We start from the raw sequence: 23,855 nt of genomic DNA on the forward strand, positions 1-23,855 counted from the left end.
GATGTTGAAACGACTCCTCTCCAACGACATGCCGCGCAGCCGCGTGCTCGCGGTGCTGCTGCTGGCCGTGCTGCTGGGCCTGGCCTTCGCGCCGTTTATTTTTCCAGGCGTCAAAGCGCTCAGCGTGGCGGCCAAGATCCTGGTCTTCATCGTGCTGGTCGCGAGCTTCGACCTGCTGCTGGGCTACACCGGCATCGTGAGCTTCGCGCACACGATGTTCTTCGGCATCGGTGCGTACGGCATCGCCATTTCGGCGAGCCGGCTGGGCGCGGGCTGGGACGCGCTCTTCATCGGTCTGGGCGCGTCGCTCGTCGTGTCGCTGGTGCTGGCGCTGGCCATCGGGCTGTTTTCGCTGCGGGTGCGTGCGATCTTCTTCGCGATGATCACGCTGGCGGTGGCCTCGGCCTTCCAGACGCTGGCCTCGCAGCTGTCGGACTTCACCGGCGGGGAGGACGGCCTGACCTTCAAGCTGCCCGCGCTGATCTCGCCGAGCTTCGAGTTCGCCGACGCGCCTTTCCTCGGGGTCTCGCTCGACGGGCGGCTGCTGTGCTACTACCTGCTCTTTGTGGCGGCGGTCGTGCTGGTGCTCGCGCTGCTGCGCATCGTGAACTCGCCCTTCGGCCGCGTGCTGCAGGCGATCCGCGAGAACGAGTTTCGCGCCGAGGCCATCGGCTACCGCGTGGTGGTCTACCGCACGACGGCTGCTGTGCTCTCGGCCCTGTTCGCGACGCTGGCCGGCGCAATGCTCGCGATCTGGCTGCGCTACAACGGGCCGGACACCTCGCTCAGCTTCGAGATCATGGTCGACGTGCTGCTGATCGTGGTGATCGGGGGCATGGGCACGGTCTACGGCGCGGCCATCGGCGCGGTGCTGTTCGTCATCGCACAGAGCTACCTGCAGGACCTGCTCAAGTTCGGCAGCGAGGCGGCCAGCGGCTTGCCGTGGCTGGCGGCGTTGCTGTCGCCCGACCGCTGGCTGCTGTGGCTGGGCGTGCTGTTCGTCCTGTCTGTCTACTACTTTCCGACAGGCATCGTCGGCAAACTCCGGGCGAGGGCCATGCGATGAATCCCACTTCGAACTATGCGCAACTGCTGGGCCGCGAAATCCACTGGATGGACTGGGGGCCGAAAGAGGGCGCCACCGTCATCGCCTGGCACGGCCTGGCGCGCACCGGGCGCGACATGGACGAGCTGGCCGATCATCTGTCGGGCCAGGGCTTCCGCGTGATCTGCCCCGACACCCTCGGCCGCGGGCTGAGCCAGTGGAGCCCGTTGCCCGACGACGAATACCAGCTCTCGTTCTACGCGCGGCTGGCCGAGGCGCTGTGCGACGAACTGACGCTCGACCGGGTGCACTGGGTCGGCACCTCGATGGGCGGCGCCATCGGCACGGTCTGCGCGTCGGGCCTGTTCGCGCCGCGCATGAAGGCGCGCATCGCGGGCCTGGTGCTCAACGACAATGCGCCCGAGCTCGCGACAGCGGCCGTCGAGCGCATCAAGGCCTACGCCGGCAACCCGCCGGCCTTCGCCACGGTGGCGGAACTCGAGGCCTTCTTTCGCACCGTCTACAAGCCCTACGGCTGGCTGAGCGATGCCCAGTGGCGGCGGCTCACCGAGACGTCGACGCGTCGATTGCCGGACGGCCGCGTGACGCCGCACTACGACCCGGCGATGGTTCGCCAGTTCACCGCGCACGACAACGATTACCTGATCTGGAGCCACTGGGACGCCATCGAGGTGCCGGTGCTGTGCCTGCGGGGTGTCGATTCCGATCTGGTGCTGCCGGACGCCGTGGCCGCCATGCAGTCGCGTGGGCCTGGCGCCACCGGCCTGCTGCAGGTGATCGAGGTGCCGGGCTGCGGTCATGCGCCCGCGCTCAACGTGCCCGAGCAGTTGCGGCCGATCGAGGCATTCTTGCGCACGGCCTCCTGAACGGGCCGGCGCGCACTGCCATAGGTCGTCCGTTGTAGGAAGGCCGAACTGCGGGTGGCGGGCCTCGGAACCGGTTGCCCCGGGTGGGCCGGCCACCTAGGATGGGGTGCAACCCTTACCTTCCCTCGCCGTGTCCGACTCCCTCCTGGGCGCACTGCCCTTGTCAGCGTCGTCTCGCTCCGAACAGGCTGCATCGGCCGGGGTGCCCGTTCGTGCCTCGTTCTCGATCGAGCCGCGAGAGAGCGACGGCGCAGAGCGCTCCGCGGCCGCCGAGCGGCGGGCGAAGGAGGCGCGCGCGGAGGCGATCGACGCGGACCTGGTCAGGCAATACATGAACGATGCGCTGCACCGGCACACGCTGGGGCTCCTGCTGGCATCGACCATGGCGGCGATGTGCTGGCCGTACGCCCCGCCCGAGGCCGTGCTGCTGTGGCTCGGTCTGGTGCTGGCCGGGGCCTATGTGCGGCTCCACTCGGCCCGGCATTTCGTCGACGTGGTCGATCGTGGCGGACCGTCCGCGCGGCAGGCCTTCGTGCGACGGTTGGTTCCCTTCTACGCCGTCATGGGGCTCGTCTGGGCTTCTTCCTTGCTCCTATTCGCAGCGCGCAGCGACGGTCTCCGGGGCTTCGCCTGCTGGGCCGTGCTGGCTGCGCTGATCTACGGGGCCGCGCAGCGGCTGGCGGTCTTGCCTGCGCTGTGGAAGGCGTTCGTCCCGACCTTCTTCGCGGGCGTCTTCTGCTATTTCGCCTACGCCGCTTCCATGCGGCCGGACGCGGGTTGGAGCGCGCTGGGTTTCGTTCCGCTGTGCGTCGCCCAGTTCTTCTTCCTTCGTCGCCTGTCGACCGACGGGCTGCGCCTCCAGTCGGCGCTGTACGGTGCGCAGTACGACCTGGCCTGCAAGTCCGAGGAGGCGCTGGCTGCGGTGGTCGCCAAGAACAAGTTCCTGGCCGCCGCCACGCACGACATGCGCCAGCCGGTGATCGCGATGGGTCTGTACGCGGAGTTTCTGGAGGCGGAGCCCGACAGCTACGACGAACTGGCGCCGAAGATCGGCCGTGCCGCGCAGGTCGTCAACCGGCTCTTCGACTCGCTCTTCGACCTGTCCGCCTTCGATGCCGGGCAGGTCCGGCTGACGGTGGCGCCGGTCTCGGTCGCGTCGGTCATCTGCGCGCTGCAGGAGGAATACGAACCGCTTGCCAACGCCAAGGGACTGACGCTCCGGGTCCGGGTTCGGGACGCGGTCCTCCATACCGATGAAGTCAGGCTCAGGCGCATGATCGGCAACGTTGTGTCGAATGCCATCAAGTACACCCCGCCGGGTCGCAAGGTCCTCCTGGCGGTGCGCCCCGCTGGCCACCAGGTGCGGGTCGAGGTGTGGGACCAGGGCATCGGCATCCCCGCCGCCCAGATCGACAAGGTGTTCCAGGAGTTCTTTCGTGCGGACGGCGGCAGCCAGCTCGCACCCGATGGCCTGGGCATCGGCCTGGCGCTGGTGGTGCGGCTGGCCGACGCGCTGCGCACGCGCGTCTCGATCGATTCCATCGAAGGGCGGGGCACCCGCGTGTCGCTCACCTTGGGCGACGTGGAGACCGAGCCCTCCAGGCGCGTTCAGCTCTCGGCGGCGTCCGGGTGATCGCGAGGGCTGGGCGGCGCTCAGCGCTTCTTGGCGCCGAAGATGCCGCCCAGCACGCCACGCAGGATTTCCTTGCCGACGTTGGTGCCCACGGTGCGCACGGCCGACTTCGCCATGGTCTGCACCAGGCCGTCGCGCTTGCCGCCGCGCGGGCCGGTCGAGCCGAACAGCAGGTCGTTGAGGAAGCCGCCTTCGGCGGGCGCGCCGGGCTTCGCCGCGCCCGCTTTGCCGACCGTGGCGGCGGGGGCACCGGGCGCGCTTTCGGCGCGGCCCTTGAGCTTTTCGTAGGCCGACTCGCGGTCGACCGTCTTTTCGTAGACCCCGGCCACCAGCGAGTTCGCGATGAGCTGCTGGCGCTGCGCCGGCGTGATCGGCCCCAGCTGGCTGCCCGGCGGCACGACGAACACGCGCTCGGTCACGCTGGGCCGGCCCTTGGCGTCGAGGAAGCTCACCAGGGCCTCGCCCACGGCCAGTTCGGTGATGGCGGCTTCGATGTCCAGCCCCGGCTTCTGCCGCATGGTGGTGGCGGTCGCCTTGACGGCCTTCTGGTCGCGCGGCGTGAAGGCGCGCAGCGCGTGCTGCACCCGGTTGCCCAGTTGCGCGAGCACCGAATCGGGAATGTCCAAGGGGTTCTGCGTGACGAAGAACACGCCCACGCCCTTGGAGCGCACCAGCCGCACCACCAGCTCGATGCGCTCGACCAGCGCCTTGGGCGCCTCGTTGAACAGCAGGTGGGCCTCGTCGAAGAAGAAGACCAGCTTGGGCTGGTCGGGGTCGCCGATCTCGGGCAGCTGCTCGAACAGTTCGGACAGCATCCACAGGAGGAAGGTCGCGTAGAGCCGCGGCGAATTCATCAGCTTGTCGGCGGTAAGGATGTTGATCACCCCCTTGCCGCCGACCGTCTGCATGAAGTCCTGGATGTTGAGCATCGGCTCGCCGAAGAACTTCTCGCCGCCCTGGCCTTCGATCTGCAACAGGCCGCGCTGGATGGCGCCCACGCTGGCGGCGCTGATGTTGCCGTACTCGGTGGTGAACTGGCTGGCGTTTTCGCCGACGTACTGCAGCATGGCGCGCAGGTCCTTCAGGTCGAGCAGCAGCATGCCGCTGTCGTCGGCGACCTTGAAGACCAGGTTCAGCACGCCGGCCTGGGTTTCGTTCAGGTCGAGCATGCGGCCCAGCAGCAGCGGACCCATGTCGGAGATGGTGGCCCGCACCGGGTGGCCCTGTTCGCCGAACACGTCCCACAGCGTGACCGGGCAGGCGAGGGGGGCGGGCGCTTCGATGCCGCGTTCCTTCAGCGTGGCGGCCAGCTTGTCGCCGATGCGGCCCGCCTGGCTGATGCCGGTGAGGTCGCCTTTCACGTCGGCCATGAACACCGGCACGCCGATGGCCGACAGCTGCTCGGCCAGGGTCTGCAGCGTGACCGTCTTGCCGGTGCCGGTGGCGCCGGTGATGAGGCCGTGACGGTTGGTCAGGTTCGGCAGCAGGAAGCACTCGGTCGCGTCGTGGCGGGCGATGAGAAGAGGGTCGGCCATGGGAGCTCCGGGAACATGTCGAAAGCGGCAGTCTATCCAAGACCCCCTCCTATAATTCGACGCCGCAGGCATATGTTCCGTGAAAAAGTTCCAGGAGTTCCTTTGTCATCGACCACCCCCACCCCCCTTTCCGCCGATGGCTCCAGCGCTGAACAGACGCCGCTCGAACTCGAGCTCGCAACCCTGCTGGTCGAATCCCTGAATCTCGAAGTCGCGCCCGCCGAGGTCGACCCGAACGCGCCGTTGTATGGCGACGGCCTGGGCCTCGACTCCATCGACATCCTGGAAGTGGCCCTCGAAGTGTCGCGCCGCTACGGCTTCCAGCTGCGTTCGGACGACGAGCGCAACCAGCAGATCTTCCAGTCGCTGCGCACGCTGGCCACCCACGTGGCGGCGAACCGTACGACTGCTTGATGAAACACCCCCGAAGCGCCTGCGGCGCCTCCCCCTCGAGGGGGCGATACCGGCGGCCCGGCAAAGCCGGTTCCGCGGTATCCCTTGGAGGGCGCCGCGTCGGTTTCATCGGCTGTGTGTGTCGCGCGACTGCGTGACGGCGAGCTGACGTGTCGCGATGGCGCCTGGCGCTCCTGCTGTTGGCAGGGGCGGCGTACGCGGGCTTGTCCCACTGGCTGATGCTGTTCCATCCGCACGCCCCCTGGGCGATGGCGGTGCTGCTCGGTCCGCTGTGGCTGACGGCGCTTGGCCTCGGCGGCTCGCGCTTCGGCGGCTGGGGCCTGGCCGGGGCCACGCTGGCGGGCGTGCTCGTCTTCGTCGCGCTGTGGCGCGGCGGCGCGGGCGACCCCAACCGGTTGTACGTGCTGCAGCACGTCGGCATGAACGGCGTGCTGGCCTGCTGGTTCGGCGGCAGCCTGCGCGGTGGGCGGCTGTCGCTCATCGGGCAGTTCGCTCAGCGTGTGCATCCGCTCGGCAAGGGCATGCCGGAGTACACGCGGCAGGTCACCTGGGTCTGGACGATCTACTTCATGCTCACGGCCCTCGTGTCGATCCCCATTTACCTCTGGCTGCCGTTCTCGGTCTGGTCGCTGCTCGCCAACGTGCTGAGCCCGGTGATGGTGGCCGTGCTGTTCGTGGGCGAGCACCTGGTGCGCTACCGCCTGCACCCCGAGTTCGAACGCACCCGCATGATCGATGCAGTGCGGGCCTTCTACGGCGCCACGTCGGCCGAGCCGAACGCCAAGCGCTGACGCGATGACAACGGAGTTGCGCATGTCGAACGATGTCCCTTCCCACCCCTTGCTGGCAACGCGCGACCTCGACGCGCCGCTGGCCTGGCGCGCCGGCGTGCCGGTGTCGGGCCACACCTTCCTGGCCGACGTGTCGCGGCAGGCCGAGCGCATGCCGGCGGCCGGCCCGGTGCTGAATCTCTGCAACGACCGCTACGCCTTCGTGGTGGCGCTCGGCGCGGCGCTGCTGCGCGGCCAGGCCAGCCTGCTGCCGCCCGATGCGCGGCCCGAGACGATGGCGCGGCTGACGGCCGAGCACGGAAAACTCACGGCCGTGACCGATGAGCCTTCGCTCGAAACGCCGGGGCTCGAGCGCGTGATGGTCGAGGTCGGCGACAGCGCAGCCGGCGCTCGGCCTGACGTGCCCACCATCGACGGCCGCCTGCACGCGGTGAGCCTGCTCACCTCCGGCTCGACCGGCGTGCCGCAGCCGCATGCCAAGAGCTGGCACACGCTGGTGGGGGACGCGGCCGCCGCCGTCGCCCGGCTGGCGCAGTTGCTCGGTCGACCGTCGCTCGAAGGGCTGACACTGGTCGGCACGGTGCCGGTGCAGCACAGCTACGGGCTCGAATCCACCGCCTTGCTGGCGCTGGTGGGTGGCGCAGCTTTCGACAGCGGCCGGCCCTTTTTCCCGGCCGACATCGTGGCGGCCCTGGCCGCGGTGCCGCGCCCGCGTGCGCTGGTCACCACGCCGTTCCACCTGAAGACGCTGCTGCTGGCCGGCCTCGAGATCCCGCCGGTCGACCTGATCCTGTCGGCCACCGCGCCGCTGTCGCCGCAGCTCGCCGCGCAGGCCGAGCAGGCCAGCGGCGGCATGCTCATCGAAATCTACGGCAGCACCGAGTCGGGCCAGGTCGCAACGCGCCGGCCCACGCAGAGCGAGGTGTGGGAAACCTTCGGCGAGATCCGCGTCACCGCGCAGCCGGGCGCCGACGGCGCGGAGCAGTTCGTCTTCGCCGGCGACTTCATTCCCCAGCCGACGCCGATGGCCGACATCCTGGAACTGCTGGACGACCGGCGCTTCCGCCTGTTCGGCCGTGCCAACGACCTGATCCACGTGGCCGGCAAGCGCAGCTCGCTGGGCCACCTCAACTACCACCTCAACAGCATCCCGGGCGTGGACGACGGCGCCTTCTGGCTGCCCGACGACGTCAGCGACGGCGTGGTGCGGCCGGTGGCCTTCGTGGTCGCGCCGACGCTTGGCGCCGGCGACGTGGTCGCCGCGCTGCGCACGCGGCTCGAGTCGGTCTTCGTGCCGCGGCGCGTGGTGCACGTGCCCGCGCTGCCGCGAGAAGGCACCGGCAAGCTGACCGTTCGCGCGTTGCGCGAATTCGCGCTGTCGCAACTCGCTGCCGACGACACGCCGGTGCAGGTGACGCACGAGGTGCCCGAAGACCACCCCGTCTTCGCCGGCCACTTCCCCGGCCAGCCGCTGGTGCCGGGCGCGCTGCTGGTGTCGGAAGTGATGGAGGTGATGCGGCGCGTGCCCGCCATGGCGGCGCGGCTCGGTGCGCATCCCACGCTGGCGGCGGTCAAGTTCCTGTCGCCGGTGCGGCCCGGTGCCGCCATCGACATCGCGCTGCACCCCGAGACGGGCGCCGCGCGCGGTGTGCGCTTCGAGGTGCGCTGTGGCGACGTGGTGGCGGCGAGCGGGCGCTGGGCGCCCTCGGACGCACGCTGATGGCGGTGCACGAGGCGGGCTCCGGGGCTGCCGGCGACAAGGCGCCGGATGCGGCGGCATGGGCGCACAAGCCCGAGCGCAGCAACATGCTGGCACTGCGCTTCATCTGCTGGCTGGCACTGACCTGCGGCCGGCGCCTGACGCGGCTGGTGCTGCACCCGATCTGCCTGTACTTCCTTCTCTTCGACCCCACGCCGCGGCGCCACATCAAGCGCTACCTGCTGCGCGCCATCGGCCCGCAGGCCGGCTGGGCGGACGGCTACCGGCTGCTGCATGCCTTCGCGTCGACGGTGCTCGACCGCGTGTATTTCCTGCGGGGTCGCATGGACCTGTTCGATGTGCGCATCAGCGGCCAGGCCCCGGTGGAGGCCGAGGTGCTCTCGGGCCGCGGCGCCTTCCTGCTCGGCGCGCACGTCGGCAGCTTCGAGGCGATGGGTGCCTGCCGCCAGCACAGCAGCGATCACGGGGCGCTGCGCCTGGCGATGCTCATGTTCACGGACAACGCGCAGCGCATCTCGAGCATCCTCGAAACCATCGCGCTGCCCGAACTCCGCCCGCACATCATCGCGCTGGGGCGGCCGCATTCGATGCTGGCGCTGCGCGACTGGCTTGACCGCGGCGGCCTGGGCGGCATGCTGGCCGACCGCACGCTGCCCGGCACCGAGGACATGGGGCAGCGCAGCAACAACCTGACGCTGTCCTTTCTGGGCCAGCCTGCGGTGTTCAACGACGGCCCGTTCCGGCTGGCCGCGCTGTTGCGCCGCAAGGTGTTTTTCATGGCCGGGCTCTACGGGGGCGGTGCCCGCTACGATGTCCGCTTCGAGCCGCTGGCCGATTTCAGCGAACGGCTGACCGACCCCGTGCAACGGGAACAACGCATCCGCACCGCGGTCGAAGCCTACGTGGCGCGCCTGGAGGCGCTGTGCCGCGAACATCCCTACAACTGGTTCAACTTCCATGATTTCTGGCTTGAAGACACGCACTGAGGCACGCGTCGAGACGGGGCTGCGGCGGGCACGCTGGGCTTTGCTGGCGCTGCTGTGCGCGGCCGCGCCGGCCTGGGCGCTCGACCTGAACGAACTGATGGGCCTGCTGGCCAAGCAGAAGCAGGGCGAGGCCAACTTTACCGAGCAGCGCTACGTGCGCGGCTTCGACGGCCCGCTGGCGGCCAGCGGCACCCTGAGCTTCACCGCGCCCGACCAGCTGGTGCGGCGCACGCTCACCCCGCGGCCCGAATCGATGGTGGTCGACGGCAACAACCTGACGCTGTCGCGCGGCGGCCGCACCCGCAGCATGACGCTCGACAGCATGCCCGAGCTGCAGGGCCTGGTCGAAGCGATGCGCGCCACGCTCGCCGGCAACACGCAGGTGCTGCAGCGCTACTTCACCAGCACCGTCGGCGGCAACGCCAGCGACTGGACGCTCGACCTCGCACCGGTCGACGCCCGCCTGGCCGCGCAGATCGCCACGCTGCGCCTGAGCGGCAAGGCCGGCGAGGTGCTGGGCGTGGAGATGGAGTTCCGCGGCGGCGACCGGTCGGTCATGACGATCTCGCCCAAGAGATGAGCGTTCAGCACGCCGGACCGAGCCGGGGCCGCCGCACGCTCGTGCTCCTGCTGTGGCTGACCGCCGTGCTGGCCGGGGTCGCGGTCATTTCGCGCACGCAGTTCAGCGCCGACCTGTCGGCCTTCCTGCCGGCCAGCCCCGACGCACGCCAGCGCGTGCTGATCGAGCAATTGCAAAGCGGCGTCGCCTCGCGCACGCTGATGGTCGGCCTCGAAGGCGGCAAGGACGCGGCGCAGCGTGCCGACGTGTCGCGCGCGCTCGGCAAGGCGATGCGCGCCAGCGGGTTCTTCGAGCAGGTGCAGAACGGCGACCACAGCGAGTGGCAGGAAGCCGGCACCTTCGTCTTCGACCGCCGCTACCAGCTGTCGCCGGACGTGACGCCGCAGCGCTTTTCCGTCGACGGCCTGCGCGATGCCATCACCGACACGATGTCGATGCTCGGCACGCCGGCCGGCAACCTGGTCCGGCCGCTGTTCGAGCGCGACCCGACCGGCGAGACGCAGCGCATCGCCGAAGGGCTGATTCCGGCCACCTCGCCGCGCACGGAAGAGGGCGTGTGGGTGTCGCGCACGGCGCCGCGCGCCATGCTGCTGGCGACCACCAAGGCGTCCGGCAGCGACCTCGATGCGCAGGCCGCGGCCATCGCCCGCATCGAGACGGAATACGCCAAGGCCACGCAGGGCCTGCGCGCCGAAGCGCCGAAGCTGCAGTTGAGCGGGGCGCCGGTGTTCTCGGTGCAGAGCCGCGACAAGATCAAGGGCGAGGCGATCCACCTGGCGATCGTCGGCGCCATCGTGATGGGCTGCCTGTTGCTGGCGGCCTTCGCGTCGCCCAAGGCGCTGGTGATCGCGCTGCTGCCGGTGCTGACCGGCGTGGTGGCGGGCACAGCGGCGGTCGCGCTGGTGTTCGGCTCGGTGCATGGCCTCACGATGGGATTCGGCAGCACGTTGATCGGCGAGACGGTCGACTACGCCATCTACTACCTGATCCAGGCGCGGGGCGCCGCCGTGCCCGGCACCGGCTGGCAGCGCTGGCGCGACCTGAACTGGCCGACGGTGCGCCTGGGCCTGCTCACGTCGGTGTGCGGCTTCGCGGCGTTGCTGTTCTCGGGCTTCCCGGGACTGGCGCAGCTCGGCGTGTTTTCCATCGCCGGCCTGGTGGCCGCCGCCCTGGTCACGCGCCACGGCCTGCCGATGCTGGCGCCCGACGGCGCCACCGGCATGGGCATGCGCCGCCACATGGCGCGCGCGGCGAGCGGCATCGTGCGAGCCATGCCGCGGCTGCGCGTCGGCTTCGTCGTGGCGGGCGTGGTGGCGGTGGCGCTGATGGCCTGGCAGGGCGGAGCGCTGTGGCGTGCCAGCCTGTCGTCGATGAGCCCGATCTCCAAGGCCTCGCAGGAACTCGACGCCTCGCTGCGCGAGGACATCGGTGCCAGCGACGGCGGCACGCTGGTCGTCATCCAGGCGGCCGACGAGCAGGCCACGCTGCGCCTCACCGAGGCCGCTGGCCAGCGGCTCGACGCGATGGTCGACCAGGGCCAGCTCAGTGGCTATGAAACCGTCACCCGCATGCTGCCGAGCATCGCCGCGCAGCAGGCGCGCATCGCCAGCCTGCCCGACGCCGCCACGCTGCGCACCCGTGTGGCCGAGGCGACGCAGGGCATGCCCCTGGCGCCCGAGCGGCTCGAACCCTTCGTCGCCTCGGTGGACGCGGCCCGCGGCCTGGCGCCCATCACGCGCGAAGAACTCGCCAAGGGGCCGATGGCGCCGGTGGTGCGCGCCCTGATGTTCGAGCGCCCGGGTGGCGGCTGGTCGTCGCTGATCGCGCTGCACACGACCGACCGCTTCGACAAGGCGAAGCTGGTCGCCGCCCTGGCGCCGTTGCCCGAGGTGCAGGTGGTCGACATCGGCGCCGAGCTTGGCAGCCTCTACGACCGCTACCTGCACGAAGCCTTCGTGCAGGTGATGCTCGGCGCGCTGGCCGTGGTCGTGCTGCTGGGCCTGTACCTGCGCTCGGTGCGTCGGCTGGTGGCCGTGTGCCAGCCGCTGCTGCTGGCGGTGGTGCTCACGCTGGGCGGCATGGCGGCGCTGCAGGTGCCGCTGGGCATCCTGCACCTGGTCGGGCTGCTGCTGATCGTGGCGGTCGGCTCCAACTACGCGCTCTTCTTCGACCAGTTGCAGGAGACCGGCCGCGCCGACGAAGACACGCTGGCCTCGCTGATGCTGGCCAACCTGACGACGGTCGTGTCCTTCGGGCTGATCGCGATCTCGGACATCCCGGCGCTCTCGGCCATCGGCCGCGTGGTGGCGCCGGGTGCGCTCTTGGCCTTGCTGCTCTCTGCGGCTTTCGCCAAGCAACGCGTCCGCTGAGGTACAAAGGCGCGCCATGTCGTCCGCCACCGTCTCTCCGATGTCTTCCGTCGCCTCGATGCCGCTGATCTTCCCGGCGAGCGCGCTGCTGCACGTCGGCGCGCTGGCGGCGGCCGTGTGGGTGCCTGGCGCCATGCCCTGGGCGATCGGTGCGGTGGTGCTCAACCATGCGCTCATCACCGGCGCCGGACTCACGCCGCGCAGCCGCCTGCTGGGGCCGAACGTCACGCGGCTGCCCGCGGCGGCCGTGGTGCGGCGCGAAGTCGCACTGACGATCGACGACGGACCCGACCCGGTCGTCACGCCGCAGGTGCTCGACGTGCTCGAGGCCTACGGCCAGCGCGCCACCTTCTTCTGCATCGCCGACCGTGTCGCGGCGCACCCCGCGCTGGCCCGCGAGATCGTCGCGCGCGGCCACAGCATCCAGAACCACACGGCGCGGCATCGGCACGACTTTTCCTTGCTCGGGCCGCGCGGCTACGCCGCCGAAATCTCGCGTGCGCAGGACCTGCTCACGCAGGCGACCGGCGAACGCCCGACCTGCTTTCGCGCGCCGGCCGGCCTGCGCAACCCCTTTCTCGCGCCGGTGCTGCGGCGGCTGGGCCTGTCGCTGGTGAGCTGGACGCGGCGCGGCTTCGACACGCGCGAGCGCGACCCGGCCAGGGTGCTGGAGCGCCTGGTGCGCGGGCTGGCGGCCGGCGACATCCTGCTGCTACACGACGGCAACGCCGCCCGCACCGCGGGCGGGCGCCCGGTCGTGCTGGAGGTGCTGCCGCCGCTGCTGGCACGGCTGAAGGCCGACCGCTTGCGCGCCGTGACGCTGCCCGAAGCACTGAAAGACACATGAGCAGTACCTTGTCGACCGATGCGGCCTGGCGTCGCCTGCACGAAGAGGCCACCGCGCCTTACCGACAGTCCGGCCGCTTCGGCTGGCACTTCGCCCGCGGCAAGCTGGGGCGCGATCCGGCCTTCCGCGGCATGCTGGAGCGCAAGCTCATCGGCGCGCGGCACGGGCGCGTGCTCGACATCGGCAGCGGCCAGAGCCTCACGGCCAGCCTGCTGTCGGTGGCCGCGTCGATGCAGGTGCAGGGCCAGTGGCCGAGCGCCTGGCCCGCCACGCCGCCGCGCATCGACTACACGGGCATCGAGCTGATGCCCAAGGACGTGGCCCGTGCGCAGGCCGCCCTTGGCCATCTCACACCTCCGCCACGCATCCTCTGCGCCGACATGTGCAGCGCGCCGCTGCCGGCCTGCGACCTGGTCGTGATCCTCGACGTGCTGCACTATGTCGACCTCCAGGCACAGGAAGGCGTGCTGCAGCGCGTGCGCGACGCGCTCGCACCCGGCGGGCGGCTGCTGCTGCGCGTCGGCGATGCGGCCAGCACGCGCGGCTTCGCGATCAGCCAATGGGTCGACCACACGGTGACGCGCATGCGCGGCCACCGCGTGTCGCCCACCTGGGGTCGCACGCTGGCCGAATGGACCGCGCTGCTGCAGCGCCTGGGCTTCACGGTGCAGAACATTCCCATGAGCCAGGGCACGCCCTTCGCCAACGTGCTGCTGGTCGCCGACCTCGAAACTGCCCCCGCATGACCACCCCCCAGACCCTCGACCGCGCGGGCATCGCCCGCCGCATTCCCCACAGCGGCAGCATGTGCCTGCTCGACCGGCTGGAGGCGTGGGACGCCGAAGCGATCCATTGCAGCACGGCCAGCCATGCGCTGCCCGACAACCCGTTGCGCACCGCGAGCGGGCTGATGGCGCCGAACCTCATCGAATATGCGGCACAGGCCATGGCGCTGCACGGCGGCGTGCTCGCGCCGGACGATGCCGAGCCTTCGGCCGGCTTCCTGGCGAGCGCGCGCAACGTGCGGTTCTCGGTCGACCGCTTCGACGATGTACCGGGCGCGCTGCAGGTGCATGCCAAGCGCCTGTCGGGCGATGCCAGCCAGGTGCTGTATGAATTCGCGGTGAAGGACGCCGGCGGTCGCGCACTGGCCGAAGGCCGCGCGGTCGTCGTGCTCAATACCCCGCTGCCGCCTGCCACCCCTCCCTCGACGAAATGACCGCCATGTCCCTGTCCGGAAAACGAGCCCTCATCACCGGCGCCAGCGGCGCCCTCGGCGCGGCCATCGCCCAGCGCCTGGCGCGCGACGGCGCCACCGTGCTGCTGCACGCCAGCTCGCGCCCGCAGGCGGTCGAGGAACTGGCCGCCACCATCACCGCCGCGGGCGGCACGGCCGAATGCCACGTCTTCGACCTGCGCAGCGACGAGGCGACGGCCGCCGGTTGCGCCGCGATGCTGGTCGGCGGGCCGGTGCAGATCCTGGTGAACAACGCGGGCGTGCACGACGACGCGGTGCTGCCGGGCATGCGGCCCGAGCAGTGGCACAAGGTGATCGACGTGTCGCTCAACGGCTTCTTCCGCGTCACGCAGCCGCTGCTGCTGCCGATGCTGCGCACCCGCTGGGGCCGCATCCTGAACATCTCGTCGGTGGCCTCGCTCACCGGCAACCGCGGCCAGGTCAACTACGCCGCGGCCAAGGGTGCGCTCAACAGCGCGACCAAGGCGCTGTCGCTCGAAGTGGCGGCGCGCGGCGTGACGGTCAACGCCATCGCGCCCGGCATCATCGCGTCGCCGATGGCCGACGCCGTGTTCGACCCGGCGATCATCCAGCAGATGGTGCCGGTCAAGCGCGCCGGCACGCCCGACGAAGTGGCCGCGCTGGCCGGCTTCCTGGCCAGCTCCGACGCGGCGTACATCACGGGGCAGGTCATCTCGATCAACGGCGGGATGATCTAGTGGCCGGCGCGCCGCTCGATGAGACGCGGCGTGGCGCGGCCCCATCGGTGGCACCAGTCGCCGTGAGCTTCTGGGAGGCCTTCCGCTTCTGGCTCAAGCTGGGCTTCGTCAGCTTCGGCGGCCCAGCCGGGCAGATCGCGGTCATGCACACCGAGCTGGTCGAGCGCCGGCGCTGGATCAGTGAGAAGCGCTTTCTGCATGCGCTCAACTACTGCATGCTGCTGCCGGGCCCCGAAGCGCAGCAGCTCGCGACCTACATCGGCTGGCTGCTGCACCGGACGCGGGGCGGCCTCGTGGCGGGCCTGCTGTTCGTGCTGCCGTCGCTGTTCATCCTGATCGGCCTCTCATGGGTCTACCTGCGCTTCGGCCATGTGCCGGTGGTGGCGGGCATCTTCTACGGCATCAAGCCGGCCGTCACGGCCATCGTGCTGCACGCGGCGCACCGCATCGGCGCGCGGGCGCTGCGCAACCGCTGGATGTGGGGCATCGCGGCGGCGTCGTTCCTGGCGATCTTTGCCTTCGACACGCCATTCCCGGCGATCGTCGTCGCCGCGGCGCTCGTCGGGCACTTCGGCGCGCGCCGTGCGCCCGCCGTGTTCACGATCGGCGGGGCGCCAGGCCACGCCGCGTCGGGCCACGGACCGGCGCTGATCGACGACGACACGCCGACGCCGCCGCATGCGCGCTTCTCGCGTGTGCGACTGGCGCAGGTCCTGGGCGTCGGGCTGGGGCTGTGGGCGCTGGCCATGGCAGCCCTGGTCGCCACCCAGGGTCTGCAGGGCACGCTGACGCAGATGGGCTGGTTCTTCACCAAGGCCGCGCTGCTGACCTTCGGCGGCGCCTACGCGGTGCTGCCCTATGTTTACCAGGGCGCCGTCGAGCAGCACCACTGGCTGTCCGGCGCGCAGATGATCGACGGGCTGGCGCTGGGCGAGACCACGCCGGGCCCGTTGATCATGGTGGTGGCCTTCGTCGGATTTGTCGGCGGCTGGCTGCATCCAATGCTCGGCCCCGACGCGGTGTTTGCGGGCGCGGCCCTGGCGGCATCGGTCGTCACCTTCTTCACCTTCCTGCCGTCCTTCGTGTTCATCCTCGCCGGTGGACCGGTGATCGAGGCGACGCACGGTCGGCTGGGCTTCACCGCGCCGCTGTCGGCCATCACGGCGGCCGTGGTCGGGGTCATCCTCAACCTCGCGCTCTTCTTCGCGTACCACGTGCTGTGGCCGCAGGGCTTCGGCGGTCGTTTCGATGGCGCCTCTGCCGTGATCGCGATCGCTGCCGCCGTGGCGCTGTTCCGCTTCAAGGTCGGCGTGCTGCCACTGCTCGGTGTGTGTGCTGCCGCAGGGTTGGTGTGGACCTGGCTGCTGCCGGCGCTGCGCTAGGGCTGTTCACCGAAACGCCGTCTTTCGGACGTTTCGCGACCGGCCGGCGCGTTTCGTCGCATCGTGCTGGCGAGGGCGCGCATGACGCGCGATCGTCAGGGCTCCACTTTCGACGGAGTCTCGACATGCAGCCCTTTCGCACCCTGTCTTTCCTTGCCGCCATCGGGGCGATGATCGCCATTCCCCTGGCCGCAAGCGCGGCCGATCTCCGTGTCGCGGTGAGCGACGGGCCGGCGGTTCCGGCCACGCTCTATGTGGCGCTGTTCGACTCGGCCGATGCGCTGACGGCGGACAAGGCGCTGGCCGCGCAGACCCTGCCGATGCGCGACGGCAAGGCGCAGCTGGTGTTTGTCGGCCTGCCACTCGGACGCTATGTGCTCAAGTCCTTCGCCGACGAAAACGGCAACGGCAAGCTCGATGCGAACCTGGTCGGGGTGCCGATCGAACGCTACGGCTTCTCGAACGATGCCAGGGGCCGCATGGGTCCGCCCGCCTTCGACGCGGCCGCCGTGCCACTCGAGGCCGCCGACAGCAGCATCGCTCTTCGTCTCCACTGAGGAGCCTCGCACCATGGACCGCCGGGAACTTCTTCGTCGGCTGGCTGCGGCTGGCAGCGCGCCTTTCCTTCTGCCGCTGGCTGCCCACGCCGGCATCACCGACGCCCCCGACGGCTGGAAGGCTGCGTTCGGGGCGTCGACCGCGCCCTGGAAGTCGGGCTTTGCGGCGGTGCCCGGCGATCTGCCACTGACGGCCGCCACGGTGCGCGGGCGCTTTCCCGACGCGGTCATCGGCACGCTCTACCGCGCCGGCCCCGCCGGCCACGAGGTCGGTGGCCAGCGCTACCACCACTGGTTCGACGGCGACGGCATGGCGCACCGCTTCGTGATCGAGGGCCGCGAGGTCCGCCACCAGGGCCGCTATGTCGCGACCGCCAAGCGATTGCGCGAAGCGCGCGCCGGCCACCGCCTGATCGAGGGTTTCGGCACGGCGTTCGCGGGCAGCACGCCTCTGACTTCGCCCGACGACATGAACGTCGCCAACATCAGCATGCTGCCGATCGGCGGCGACCTCCTCGCGCTGTGGGAAGGCGGGTCTGCCACGCGGCTCGACCCCCAGACGCTGGCCACGCGTGGGCTGAAGACCTGGCGGGCCGATCTGGCCGGCGTGCCGTTCTCCGCCCATCCGAAGATCGATCCGGACGGAACGGTCTGGAACTTCGGCGTCAGCGCGAGCAACGGCCTGCTGGTCCTCTACGAGATCGCGCCCGACGGCGCACTGCGCCGCGCCGACGCGCGGTCCGTGAGCAACCTGCCGATGATTCACGACTTCGCGGTGACCGACAGGCACCTCGTCTTCCTGATGCCGCCCCTGGTGTATGACGCCGCGCGCAAGGAGGCGGGCGCGAGCTTTCTCGACGCGCATGTGTGGCGGCCCGAACTCGGCATGCGTGCGCTGGTGATCGACAAGAAGGACTGGAAGCGCCAGCAGATGCTCGCGCTGCCGGCCGGCTTCCTGTTCCACCTCGGCAACGCCTGGGAAGAGCAGAGCGCCGGCGGCACGGTGATCCATGTCGACTACGTGCGTGCGCCCGATGCGTCGAGCCTCTTCACGAGCACCCGCGAACTCATGCGGGGACGCTACGTGCACGGCCCGCACGCCAAGCTGACGGTGGTCCGCCTGGACCTCGGCGCGGGCCGGGCGACACAGGTCGAGTGGCCCCTGGAGGCCGAATTCCCGCGCATCGATCCGCGCCGGGTCGGCCTGCGGCACGGGCACGTGATCCATGCCGCCGAGCCGATCGATGGCCGGCCGCTGTGGAGCGCGGTCGCGCGTACCGATGTCGAATCGGGGGCGTCGCAACGCTTTTGCTACGGGCCGCAGGCGCTGGTCGAGGAGCATGTGTTCGTGCCCGATGGCGAGCGCCCGGGCTGGGTGCTCGGCACCGCACTCGACTACGCGAAGGGGCGGACGGTGCTGTCGTGCTTCGCCGCCGACGCGCTGGCCGATGGGCCGGTGGCGCAGGCCACCTTGCCCTATGCACTGCCGCTGGGACTGCACGGGGCGTTCGTGGCGGCTTAGCCCGCCCGCCGGTTCAGCGGGTGAACAGCAGGACCGAGTTCGTGCCGCCGAAGGCGAAGGAGCTGCTGATGGCAGCGTGCAACTGCGAGGCCTGGGTGCCGGCATCGCGCACCAGGTTCAGCGCGCAGGCGGGGTCGATCGCGTCGCCGTTTGCATTTGGCGGCAGTTGCTGCTCGCGCAGCGCCATCACGGTGATCACCGCCTCCAGCGCGCCGGCGCCGCCGAGCAGGTGGCCGTGCAGCGCCTTGGTCGAACTCACGCGCAGGTCGTCGAGCGCATCGCCCCACACGGCGGCCAGCGCATCGCGCTCGACCGCATCGCCGATGCGCGTGGCCGTGCCGTGCGCGTTGCAGTAGCCGACGTCGCGCGGTGAGAGGCCGGCCTGGCGCAGGGCGGCGCGCAGTGCGCGGGCCTGGCCCTCGACGTCGGGCTTGGTGAGGTGGGTGGCGTCGCAGCTGCTGCCCCAGCCGGCCAGCGTGGCGTGCGGTGTGGCGCCACGGCGGCGCGCGTGCGCTTCCGACTCGAGGATCAGGAAGGCCGCCCCTTCGCCCAGCGCGAAGCCACTGCGGTCGGCGGCGAAGGGCTTCACCGCGGTGGCCGCCTCGCCAGGCTGGAAGTGGGCCAACGTCTGCATGGCCTGCCAGGCCAGCACCACGCCCGGGACGATCAGCGATTCGCTGCCGCCGGCGATGGCCACGTCGACCTCGCCATGCCGCACCGCCTTGGCCGCCTCGGCGATGGCCAGGGACGACGAGGCGCAGGCGACGGAGTAGGTGAGCACCGGACCCTGGGCGTGCTGGCGCATCGCCACGTGCGAGGCCGGTGCGTTCGGCATGAAGGCCGGAATGGTGAGCGGCGGAACGCGTCCGTTGCTGCTGCGGTAGGCGGCTTCCAGCGCGGCGGCGCCGCCCATGCCGCAGCCGGCGAAGACACCGATGCGTTCCGGGGCGACCGCATCGGCCGCCAGTGCGGCATCGCGCCAGGCCAGGTCGGCCGCGGCGACGGCGAGCTGGCTGACCCGGTCGACGCCGGCGAGCTGCAGCTTGGTGAACCAGCGGGCGGCGTCGACGTCGACCGTGGCGGCGGCGGCCGGTTTGGGCAACTCGGGAAAGACCGCGCGAATCGCGGATTCGCCCCGCATCAGTGCGGCGAAAAGGGCGTGCGGGTCGTCGCCGTGCGGTGCAACGACGCCCAGACCCGTGACGACAACGGCGCTCATCGTCTGGGAGGACTTCAGGCGACCTTCGCGGCGCGCATCTTGTCGACCAGCACAGCGAGCTCGGCCAGCGTGTCGATGTTCGGGTTGTCGTCGGGCACTTCGATGCCGAATTTGTCCTCGATCTCGAAGATGAATTCGGCCAGGGCCAGCGAGTCGAGACCCTTCTCGCGCATGGAGGCGTGGGGGTCCAGTTCGGACGACGGGATGCCGTATTTCTCCTGGATCAGGTCCTGCAATTCCTTCAACGAACTCATGGTGTGTTTTCCGCTCTTCGAGTCGTGGTCGATGATAGCTGCTGGGCCCCGGGCCTCCAGCGCATCGAGGGCAGTGCGAAGGCGATGCCGAGCGCGGCACCGGCCAAGGCGTCGAGCGCCACGTGCTGCTTGACGGCCAGGGTCGACCAGGCGATCGCGATGAACCACAGTGCGTTGCCCACGCGCAGCCAGCGCGGCACGACGGCATCGCGCAGCACCTGCTCGATCCGGATGGCGGTGAACATCGCGGTGGCCACGTGCAGCGACGGGCAGGCGTTGCCGGGCGCGTCGACGCCCTGCAGCAGCGCGAAGCCCGGGTAGCCCGACGCGTCGAAGCCCAGCGGCGGCACGGCGGTCGGCCAGAGGTAGAACAGCAGGAGCCCGGTGAGGCTCAAGGCGGCAAGCCAGAGACCATAGACCACGAGCTCCCAAAAGCCGCGCTGCAGGCCCGGTCCGACGCCGATGTAGAACCACAGGCTCAGGTAGATGAAGAGCGCTTCCGGCTGGAAGCCGATCCAGCGGTCCAGCGCTGTCTCGGGCATCACGACCACCGGGAACACCGGGTTGCGCAGCACGTAGAAGTAGCCGATGAAGAAGGCCGAGGTCACGACCGTGGTGCCGAGCAGCTTCAGCCACAGCAGCTTGCGCATGCGGTAGCCGATCTCGGCGGTCCACGGCGAGAGGGGCTGCAGGTGCTTCAAGGCTGGAAGGGCGGCAGGCCGCGCAGTCGCTTCATGAACAGCGACGGCAGACGCAGCAGGAACTCGCCCATCAGGCGCGCATGCATCCACGACAGCAGCAGGTTGTCGCGCACGTAGTTGAAGTGCGAGACGCCGCCTTCGGCCGCGCTGAGGTATTTCACCGGCGCGTCGACGTTGATCGGCTTGACGCCGTTCCAGACCAGCCGCACCACGGCTTCGGTGTCGAAGTCGAAGCGGCGCATCCAGGGCTGGGCACGCATCACCTCGATCAGCGCGTTCACGGGGTAGATGCGAAAGCCGTAGAGCGAATCGCCGACGCCGGCCCAGAGGGTCTCGATGTGGGTCCAGCCGTTGGAGAGCTTGCGCCCCCACACGCGGATCCGGGGCGCACTGGCGTCGAAGATCGGGCGGCCAAGCACCAGGGTGTCGGGCCGCGCCTGCGAGGCCTGCATGAAGGCCGGAATGAGGTCGGCCGGGTGCTGGCCGTCGGAATCCATCGCCAGCGCGTGGGTGAAGCCGGCTTCGCGCGCCGCCTCGAGGCCGCGCAGCACGGCGGCGCCCTTGCCCTGGTTCTCGGGCAATTGCCACACGCGCAGGCCGGGGTCGGTGGCGGCGAGCTGCTGCAGGCGTTCGCCGGTGCCGTCGGTGCTGCCGTCGATCACCACCCAGACGGGGTTCCATTGCGCACGTGCGGCCGCCACCGTGGAGAACAGGCGTTCGCCCGTGTTGTAGCTGGGGATCAGGACGAGATGGGTGCGCGAAGGTTCTTGCATTCGGTCGGCGCCTCGGTGGCGCTCTGTGTCATGGCGTGGCGAAAGTACTGTTCGATCTGCAGCAGCAGGGCGGCGCTGTTCGGCGACGGCGCAAAGCGCTCGCCCAGGCGCAGCGTGAAGACCAGCGGCAGCGGCGGCACGCGCCACAGCGGCCAGCCCTTGCCGAGGTACGGCGAGTCGGTGTCGATGAAGACGGTCTGGATCGGCGCCTGCGCCAGCTTGGCGATCAGCGTCACGCCGGAACAGAAGGGGTTGAGTGGTGGCGTCACGGTGCGCGTGCCTTCGGGGAAGATCACCAGCTGGCCGCCGCGCCGCAGGTCGTGCACTGCGAGCCGCACCATGGTGTGGGCCGAGTCGTTGCGGATGTAGTGCGCCAGCCGTGCGCCGGCGCCCAGGAAGACGTTCTTCATCAGCCCGGCCTTCATGATGCAGGCGCTGCGTGGCAGCCGCGCCACCAGCAGCAACGCGTCGAGCATGGTCGGGTGGTTGGCTGCGAGGATGAGGCCGCGTTCGTCGCGCAGCGCGTCGAGGCAGCGCGCGTCGATGCGCATCATGCCGGTGACCGATGCGACAGCCCAGAACAGGCGGTAGGCACCGGCGATGACGCGGCGGCCGAGCGGCCTGGCCGTGTCCGGCGGCAGCACCGGGTACAGCAGCATCGCGATCAGGTTCCAGCCGAGCGACACCAGGCCGAGGCCCAGCAGCAGGGCGTAGAGCGGCGGCGCGAGGGCGATCGACAGAGCCCGGCGCAGCAGCGTCTTCATCGCGAGCCCGCCTTCGTCACGCGCGGATGGCCCCTGGCGCCACGGCGTGCGCCTCGATCTCGACCAGCAGGTCCTGGCGGCAGATGTCGGCCTCGAGGTAGACCGCCTGGCGCACGGTGGGCGCGTCGGCGCCGAGCGCGTCGACCAGCACCTGGCGGACCACCGGCGCATCGGCCACGTGGCGCACGTACACCACGGCTTCGAGCTTCGGGAGGGTGAAGCGGGCGCTGGTGCGTGCGTTCGCCGCGTCGATGACGGCCGTCAGGTTGCGCAGGGTTTCCGCGGTTTGCGCCCGCACGTCACCGAGGTGCACCGTTTCGTGGCCGATGATGCTCGCGGTGCCGGAAATGAAGAGCGCCACGTCGCCGCCGCCGAGGTCGGCCAGCGCGGCGCGCGAGAAGGTCGGCGAGCGCGGGCCATACGTTTCGGGGTAGCGGTAGGCCGAGACCTGCCGCGGGTTTTCGACCGGCAGTGGCGCGATCTGCCCGGCGAGGAAGCGGATGCACAGCGAGCCCTGGCGGATGCCCAGCGCGCAGGCGGCCGGCGCACCGTCGAAGGCGGCCTGGCCGGCATCGAGGAAGGCCTGCTGCCGGCCCATGTTGAACTGGCGGTAGCGCTCGAGCCCACCGCCGTCGCCGTTGATCTGCGGCAGGTAGTTCCAGATGCGCAAGAGGTGCGGGCAGCCGCTGTCGGCCAGCGCGCGGAACAGGTCGGCATAGGCGCGCTCGGCCAGCTTGGCGACGCCCTGTTGCTCGACGGCCTCGTCGAGGTCGATGGCGCCCAGCACCCAGTGGCCGTCGGTGCGCCAGCGCGCCACGCCGGTGGTGCCGGAGCGGATCTCGCCGCTGGCCTGCCAGACGTCGGCCATCGGCCCGCCCTCGGACAGCACCTGGGCGTTCACCGTCGGCATCCAGGCGAGGTTGTCGGGCGTGCCGTAGCCCAGGCCGCCGAAGGGCGAGCGGCCACCGGCGGCCATGGCCAACCCTTGCGGCAGGGTGAGACGCTCGACGCGCAGCGGGGGGACCTTCAGCAATTCACGCGCGCTCATGGGGGCTCCTGGATGTTCTCGCGGGCCGAGAGGCCGAGGTCACGGATGCTGCGGGATTCATGCGGTCTTGACGGCGGTGTACTCGGAGAACACGCCCAGTTCGACATGCCGGCGCACGTCGCTGAAGCCGGCGTCGCGCAGCGCCTGCATGACCTGATCGGGCGGAATGCAGGCCTCGATCGTGTCCCAGTAGTAGCGCCACAGCTCGGCCGTGTCGTTGCGCTGGCCGATGAAGCGGGCGATGAGCGGCACCACGGCGCGCATGTAGGCCTTGAGCAGGGCGGTGCCGATGCGGCCGCGCGGTTTGCTGATCTCGAGCACCAGCACCCGGCCACCCGGGCGCAGCACGCGGTGGAATTCGCCGAAGGCAGCCGCCACGTCGCTGATGTGCCGCAGTGCGTAGCCCATGCTGACGAAATCGCTGCTGGCGTCGGGCCGCGGCAGGGCTTCGGCCTTGCCCTGGACCAGTTCGACGCCGGGCAGGTCGATTTCCTTCATCATGCCGGCGCTCGGGTCGACGCCGACCAGGCGGCCGGACGGCCCGACGAGGCGCAGCGCCTCGCGTGCCACCAGGCCGGTGCCGATGCCCACGTCGAGCACCTCGGCACCCGTGCGCAGGCCGGCGCGCTGCAGGGCGCTGCGGCGGTACCAGGGACCGGAACCGAAGGCCAGCACCCGCTCGATGCGGTCGTAGTCGGGTGCGGTGTCGTCGAAGATGCGACGCAGGAAGGCCTGGTGTTCGTCCTCGTTCCCGTAATAGAGCGGCAGTGGCGCGTGGGGCGGGAGCAGTGCCGGGTCGGCGGGGGTGGTCGAGGGCATTGGCGTCATCGGCGGATTATCCCCAAAAGCATGCGTGCACCCGGCCCGATGTG

At 70.5% G+C, this 23,855-nt stretch carries 24 protein-coding genes; 16 read left to right on the top strand and 8 right to left on the bottom strand.

All coding sequences use genetic code 11. From position 1 onward, the window contains the following. The first annotated feature begins 1 nt into the window (after window position 1). The 3 genes from ACSFA2_RS16255 to ACSFA2_RS16265 all read left to right on the top strand — a co-directional run bounded on the left by ACSFA2_RS16255 (window position 2) and on the right by ACSFA2_RS16265 (window position 3,565). Window positions 2-1,066 carry a branched-chain amino acid ABC transporter permease gene (locus ACSFA2_RS16255; RefSeq protein ID WP_435456351.1) on the top strand — a complete coding sequence of 355 codons (1,065 nt, stop codon included), beginning with the start codon at window positions 2-4 and terminating at the stop codon, window positions 1,064-1,066. Further along, window positions 1,063-1,932: an alpha/beta fold hydrolase gene (locus ACSFA2_RS16260; protein WP_435456352.1), complete on the top strand. Its 870-nt coding sequence runs from the start codon at window positions 1,063-1,065 to the stop codon at window positions 1,930-1,932. Before ACSFA2_RS16255 ends, ACSFA2_RS16260 begins: the two co-directional genes overlap by 4 nt. Window positions 1,933-2,062: 130 nt before the next feature. Continuing rightward, entirely contained in the window at window positions 2,063-3,565 is a 1,503-nt protein-coding gene (locus ACSFA2_RS16265; protein WP_435456353.1) for a sensor histidine kinase, read from the top strand. Between the two features lie 20 nt (window positions 3,566-3,585). On the opposite strand, the gene ACSFA2_RS16270 is transcribed toward ACSFA2_RS16265, so the two are convergent. After that, entirely contained in the window at window positions 3,586-5,100 is a 1,515-nt protein-coding gene (locus ACSFA2_RS16270) for a helicase HerA-like C-terminal domain-containing protein (RefSeq protein WP_435456354.1), read from the bottom strand. A gap of 102 nt (window positions 5,101-5,202) precedes the next feature. On the opposite strand from ACSFA2_RS16270, the gene ACSFA2_RS16275 reads away from it, so the two are divergent. The 13 genes from ACSFA2_RS16275 to ACSFA2_RS16335 all read left to right on the top strand — a co-directional run bounded on the left by ACSFA2_RS16275 (window position 5,203) and on the right by ACSFA2_RS16335 (window position 18,224). Next, window positions 5,203-5,514 (top strand): phosphopantetheine-binding protein, encoded by a 312-nt coding sequence (locus ACSFA2_RS16275; protein WP_286646073.1) that lies wholly within the window; start codon window positions 5,203-5,205, stop codon window positions 5,512-5,514. 149 nt (window positions 5,515-5,663) lie between these two features. Further along, window positions 5,664-6,305 (top strand): COG4648 family protein, encoded by a 642-nt coding sequence (locus tag ACSFA2_RS16280; protein ID WP_435456355.1) that lies wholly within the window; start codon window positions 5,664-5,666, stop codon window positions 6,303-6,305. Between the two features lie 22 nt (window positions 6,306-6,327). Then, window positions 6,328-8,025, top strand: coding sequence for an ApeI family dehydratase (locus ACSFA2_RS16285; RefSeq protein WP_435456356.1), 1,698 nt, complete (start codon window positions 6,328-6,330; stop codon window positions 8,023-8,025). After that, window positions 8,025-9,011 carry an acyl-CoA synthetase gene (locus ACSFA2_RS16290; RefSeq protein WP_435456357.1) on the top strand — a complete coding sequence of 329 codons (987 nt, stop codon included), beginning with the start codon at window positions 8,025-8,027 and terminating at the stop codon, window positions 9,009-9,011. The genes ACSFA2_RS16285 and ACSFA2_RS16290 overlap by 1 nt, the downstream gene beginning before the upstream one ends. Continuing rightward, a complete protein-coding gene (locus tag ACSFA2_RS16295) occupies window positions 8,995-9,591 on the top strand; it encodes a LolA-related protein (RefSeq protein ID WP_435456358.1) in 597 nt (198 codons plus the stop codon). The genes ACSFA2_RS16290 and ACSFA2_RS16295 overlap by 17 nt, the downstream gene beginning before the upstream one ends. Continuing rightward, window positions 9,588-11,960: an MMPL family transporter gene (locus ACSFA2_RS16300; RefSeq protein WP_435456359.1), complete on the top strand. Its 2,373-nt coding sequence runs from the start codon at window positions 9,588-9,590 to the stop codon at window positions 11,958-11,960. The genes ACSFA2_RS16295 and ACSFA2_RS16300 overlap by 4 nt, the downstream gene beginning before the upstream one ends. Window positions 11,961-12,000: 40 nt before the next feature. Continuing rightward, window positions 12,001-12,807, top strand: coding sequence for a polysaccharide deacetylase family protein (locus ACSFA2_RS16305; protein ID WP_435456360.1), 807 nt, complete (start codon window positions 12,001-12,003; stop codon window positions 12,805-12,807). Then, window positions 12,804-13,553, top strand: coding sequence for a class I SAM-dependent methyltransferase (locus ACSFA2_RS16310; protein ID WP_435456361.1), 750 nt, complete (start codon window positions 12,804-12,806; stop codon window positions 13,551-13,553). The genes ACSFA2_RS16305 and ACSFA2_RS16310 overlap by 4 nt, the downstream gene beginning before the upstream one ends. Beyond that, complete coding sequence (locus ACSFA2_RS16315) at window positions 13,550-14,026, top strand: hotdog family protein (RefSeq protein WP_435456362.1); 477 nt, start codon at window positions 13,550-13,552, stop codon at window positions 14,024-14,026. The genes ACSFA2_RS16310 and ACSFA2_RS16315 overlap by 4 nt, the downstream gene beginning before the upstream one ends. Before the next feature lie 5 nt (window positions 14,027-14,031). Further along, entirely contained in the window at window positions 14,032-14,763 is a 732-nt protein-coding gene (gene fabG / locus ACSFA2_RS16320) for a 3-oxoacyl-ACP reductase FabG (RefSeq protein WP_435456540.1), read from the top strand. 47 nt (window positions 14,764-14,810) lie between these two features. Then, entirely contained in the window at window positions 14,811-16,145 is a 1,335-nt protein-coding gene (gene chrA / locus ACSFA2_RS16325) for a chromate efflux transporter (protein WP_435456363.1), read from the top strand. 125 nt (window positions 16,146-16,270) lie between these two features. Beyond that, window positions 16,271-16,702 carry a DUF2141 domain-containing protein gene (locus ACSFA2_RS16330; RefSeq protein WP_435456364.1) on the top strand — a complete coding sequence of 144 codons (432 nt, stop codon included), beginning with the start codon at window positions 16,271-16,273 and terminating at the stop codon, window positions 16,700-16,702. Window positions 16,703-16,715: 13 nt separating this feature from the next. Further along, window positions 16,716-18,224 (top strand): carotenoid oxygenase family protein, encoded by a 1,509-nt coding sequence (locus ACSFA2_RS16335; RefSeq protein ID WP_435456365.1) that lies wholly within the window; start codon window positions 16,716-16,718, stop codon window positions 18,222-18,224. A gap of 13 nt (window positions 18,225-18,237) precedes the next feature. On the opposite strand, the gene ACSFA2_RS16340 is transcribed toward ACSFA2_RS16335, so the two are convergent. Genes ACSFA2_RS16340 through ACSFA2_RS16370 form a run of 7 tightly spaced genes read right to left on the bottom strand, consistent with a single transcriptional unit; the run spans window position 18,238 to window position 23,811 of the window. Beyond that, a complete protein-coding gene (locus tag ACSFA2_RS16340; protein WP_435456366.1) occupies window positions 18,238-19,443 on the bottom strand; it encodes a beta-ketoacyl-[acyl-carrier-protein] synthase family protein in 1,206 nt (401 codons plus the stop codon). 14 nt (window positions 19,444-19,457) lie between these two features. Beyond that, on the bottom strand, window positions 19,458-19,697 hold the full coding sequence (locus ACSFA2_RS16345; RefSeq protein WP_435456367.1) for an acyl carrier protein: 240 nt from the start codon (window positions 19,695-19,697) through the stop codon (window positions 19,458-19,460). Continuing rightward, window positions 19,694-20,398, bottom strand: a complete 705-nt coding sequence (locus ACSFA2_RS16350) for a phosphatase PAP2 family protein (protein WP_435456368.1) — start codon at window positions 20,396-20,398, stop codon at window positions 19,694-19,696. Before ACSFA2_RS16350 ends, ACSFA2_RS16345 begins: the two co-directional genes overlap by 4 nt. Then, window positions 20,395-21,171 carry a glycosyltransferase family 2 protein gene (locus tag ACSFA2_RS16355; RefSeq protein WP_435456369.1) on the bottom strand — a complete coding sequence of 259 codons (777 nt, stop codon included), beginning with the start codon at window positions 21,169-21,171 and terminating at the stop codon, window positions 20,395-20,397. Before ACSFA2_RS16355 ends, ACSFA2_RS16350 begins: the two co-directional genes overlap by 4 nt. After that, entirely contained in the window at window positions 21,138-21,935 is a 798-nt protein-coding gene (locus tag ACSFA2_RS16360) for a lysophospholipid acyltransferase family protein (RefSeq protein WP_435456370.1), read from the bottom strand. Before ACSFA2_RS16360 ends, ACSFA2_RS16355 begins: the two co-directional genes overlap by 34 nt. Window positions 21,936-21,951: 16 nt before the next feature. Continuing rightward, complete coding sequence (locus tag ACSFA2_RS16365; protein WP_435456371.1) at window positions 21,952-22,983, bottom strand: chorismate transformation FkbO/Hyg5 family protein; 1,032 nt, start codon at window positions 22,981-22,983, stop codon at window positions 21,952-21,954. Between the two features lie 57 nt (window positions 22,984-23,040). Continuing rightward, on the bottom strand, window positions 23,041-23,811 hold the full coding sequence (locus ACSFA2_RS16370) for a class I SAM-dependent methyltransferase (protein WP_435456372.1): 771 nt from the start codon (window positions 23,809-23,811) through the stop codon (window positions 23,041-23,043). Between the last annotated feature and the right edge of the window lie 44 nt (window positions 23,812-23,855).

It is taken from the genome of Variovorax cryoconiti, from assembly GCF_051216395.1.
Lineage (GTDB): Bacteria > Pseudomonadota > Gammaproteobacteria > Burkholderiales > Burkholderiaceae_C > Variovorax.

Excerpts from the sequence above, each read along its gene's own strand:
- ACSFA2_RS16255 (WP_435456351.1), top strand. The coding sequence starts at position 2 with ATGTTGAAACGACTCCTCTCCAACGACATGCCGCGCAGCCGCGTGCTC.
- ACSFA2_RS16260 (WP_435456352.1), top strand. The coding sequence starts at position 1,063 with ATGAATCCCACTTCGAACTATGCGCAACTGCTGGGCCGCGAAATCCAC.
- ACSFA2_RS16270 (WP_435456354.1), bottom strand. The coding sequence starts at position 5,100 with ATGGCCGACCCTCTTCTCATCGCCCGCCACGACGCGACCGAGTGCTTC.
- ACSFA2_RS16285 (WP_435456356.1), top strand. The coding sequence starts at position 6,328 with ATGTCGAACGATGTCCCTTCCCACCCCTTGCTGGCAACGCGCGACCTC.
- ACSFA2_RS16290 (WP_435456357.1), top strand. The coding sequence starts at position 8,025 with ATGGCGGTGCACGAGGCGGGCTCCGGGGCTGCCGGCGACAAGGCGCCG.
- ACSFA2_RS16300 (WP_435456359.1), top strand. The coding sequence starts at position 9,588 with ATGAGCGTTCAGCACGCCGGACCGAGCCGGGGCCGCCGCACGCTCGTG.
- ACSFA2_RS16305 (WP_435456360.1), top strand. The coding sequence starts at position 12,001 with ATGTCTTCCGTCGCCTCGATGCCGCTGATCTTCCCGGCGAGCGCGCTG.
- ACSFA2_RS16310 (WP_435456361.1), top strand. The coding sequence starts at position 12,804 with ATGAGCAGTACCTTGTCGACCGATGCGGCCTGGCGTCGCCTGCACGAA.
- ACSFA2_RS16315 (WP_435456362.1), top strand. The coding sequence starts at position 13,550 with ATGACCACCCCCCAGACCCTCGACCGCGCGGGCATCGCCCGCCGCATT.
- fabG (WP_435456540.1), top strand. The coding sequence starts at position 14,032 with ATGTCCCTGTCCGGAAAACGAGCCCTCATCACCGGCGCCAGCGGCGCC.
- ACSFA2_RS16330 (WP_435456364.1), top strand. The coding sequence starts at position 16,271 with ATGCAGCCCTTTCGCACCCTGTCTTTCCTTGCCGCCATCGGGGCGATG.
- ACSFA2_RS16335 (WP_435456365.1), top strand. The coding sequence starts at position 16,716 with ATGGACCGCCGGGAACTTCTTCGTCGGCTGGCTGCGGCTGGCAGCGCG.
- ACSFA2_RS16340 (WP_435456366.1), bottom strand. The coding sequence starts at position 19,443 with ATGAGCGCCGTTGTCGTCACGGGTCTGGGCGTCGTTGCACCGCACGGC.
- ACSFA2_RS16345 (WP_435456367.1), bottom strand. The coding sequence starts at position 19,697 with ATGAGTTCGTTGAAGGAATTGCAGGACCTGATCCAGGAGAAATACGGC.
- ACSFA2_RS16355 (WP_435456369.1), bottom strand. The coding sequence starts at position 21,171 with ATGCAAGAACCTTCGCGCACCCATCTCGTCCTGATCCCCAGCTACAAC.
- ACSFA2_RS16360 (WP_435456370.1), bottom strand. The coding sequence starts at position 21,935 with ATGAAGACGCTGCTGCGCCGGGCTCTGTCGATCGCCCTCGCGCCGCCG.
- ACSFA2_RS16365 (WP_435456371.1), bottom strand. The coding sequence starts at position 22,983 with ATGAGCGCGCGTGAATTGCTGAAGGTCCCCCCGCTGCGCGTCGAGCGT.
- ACSFA2_RS16370 (WP_435456372.1), bottom strand. The coding sequence starts at position 23,811 with ATGACGCCAATGCCCTCGACCACCCCCGCCGACCCGGCACTGCTCCCG.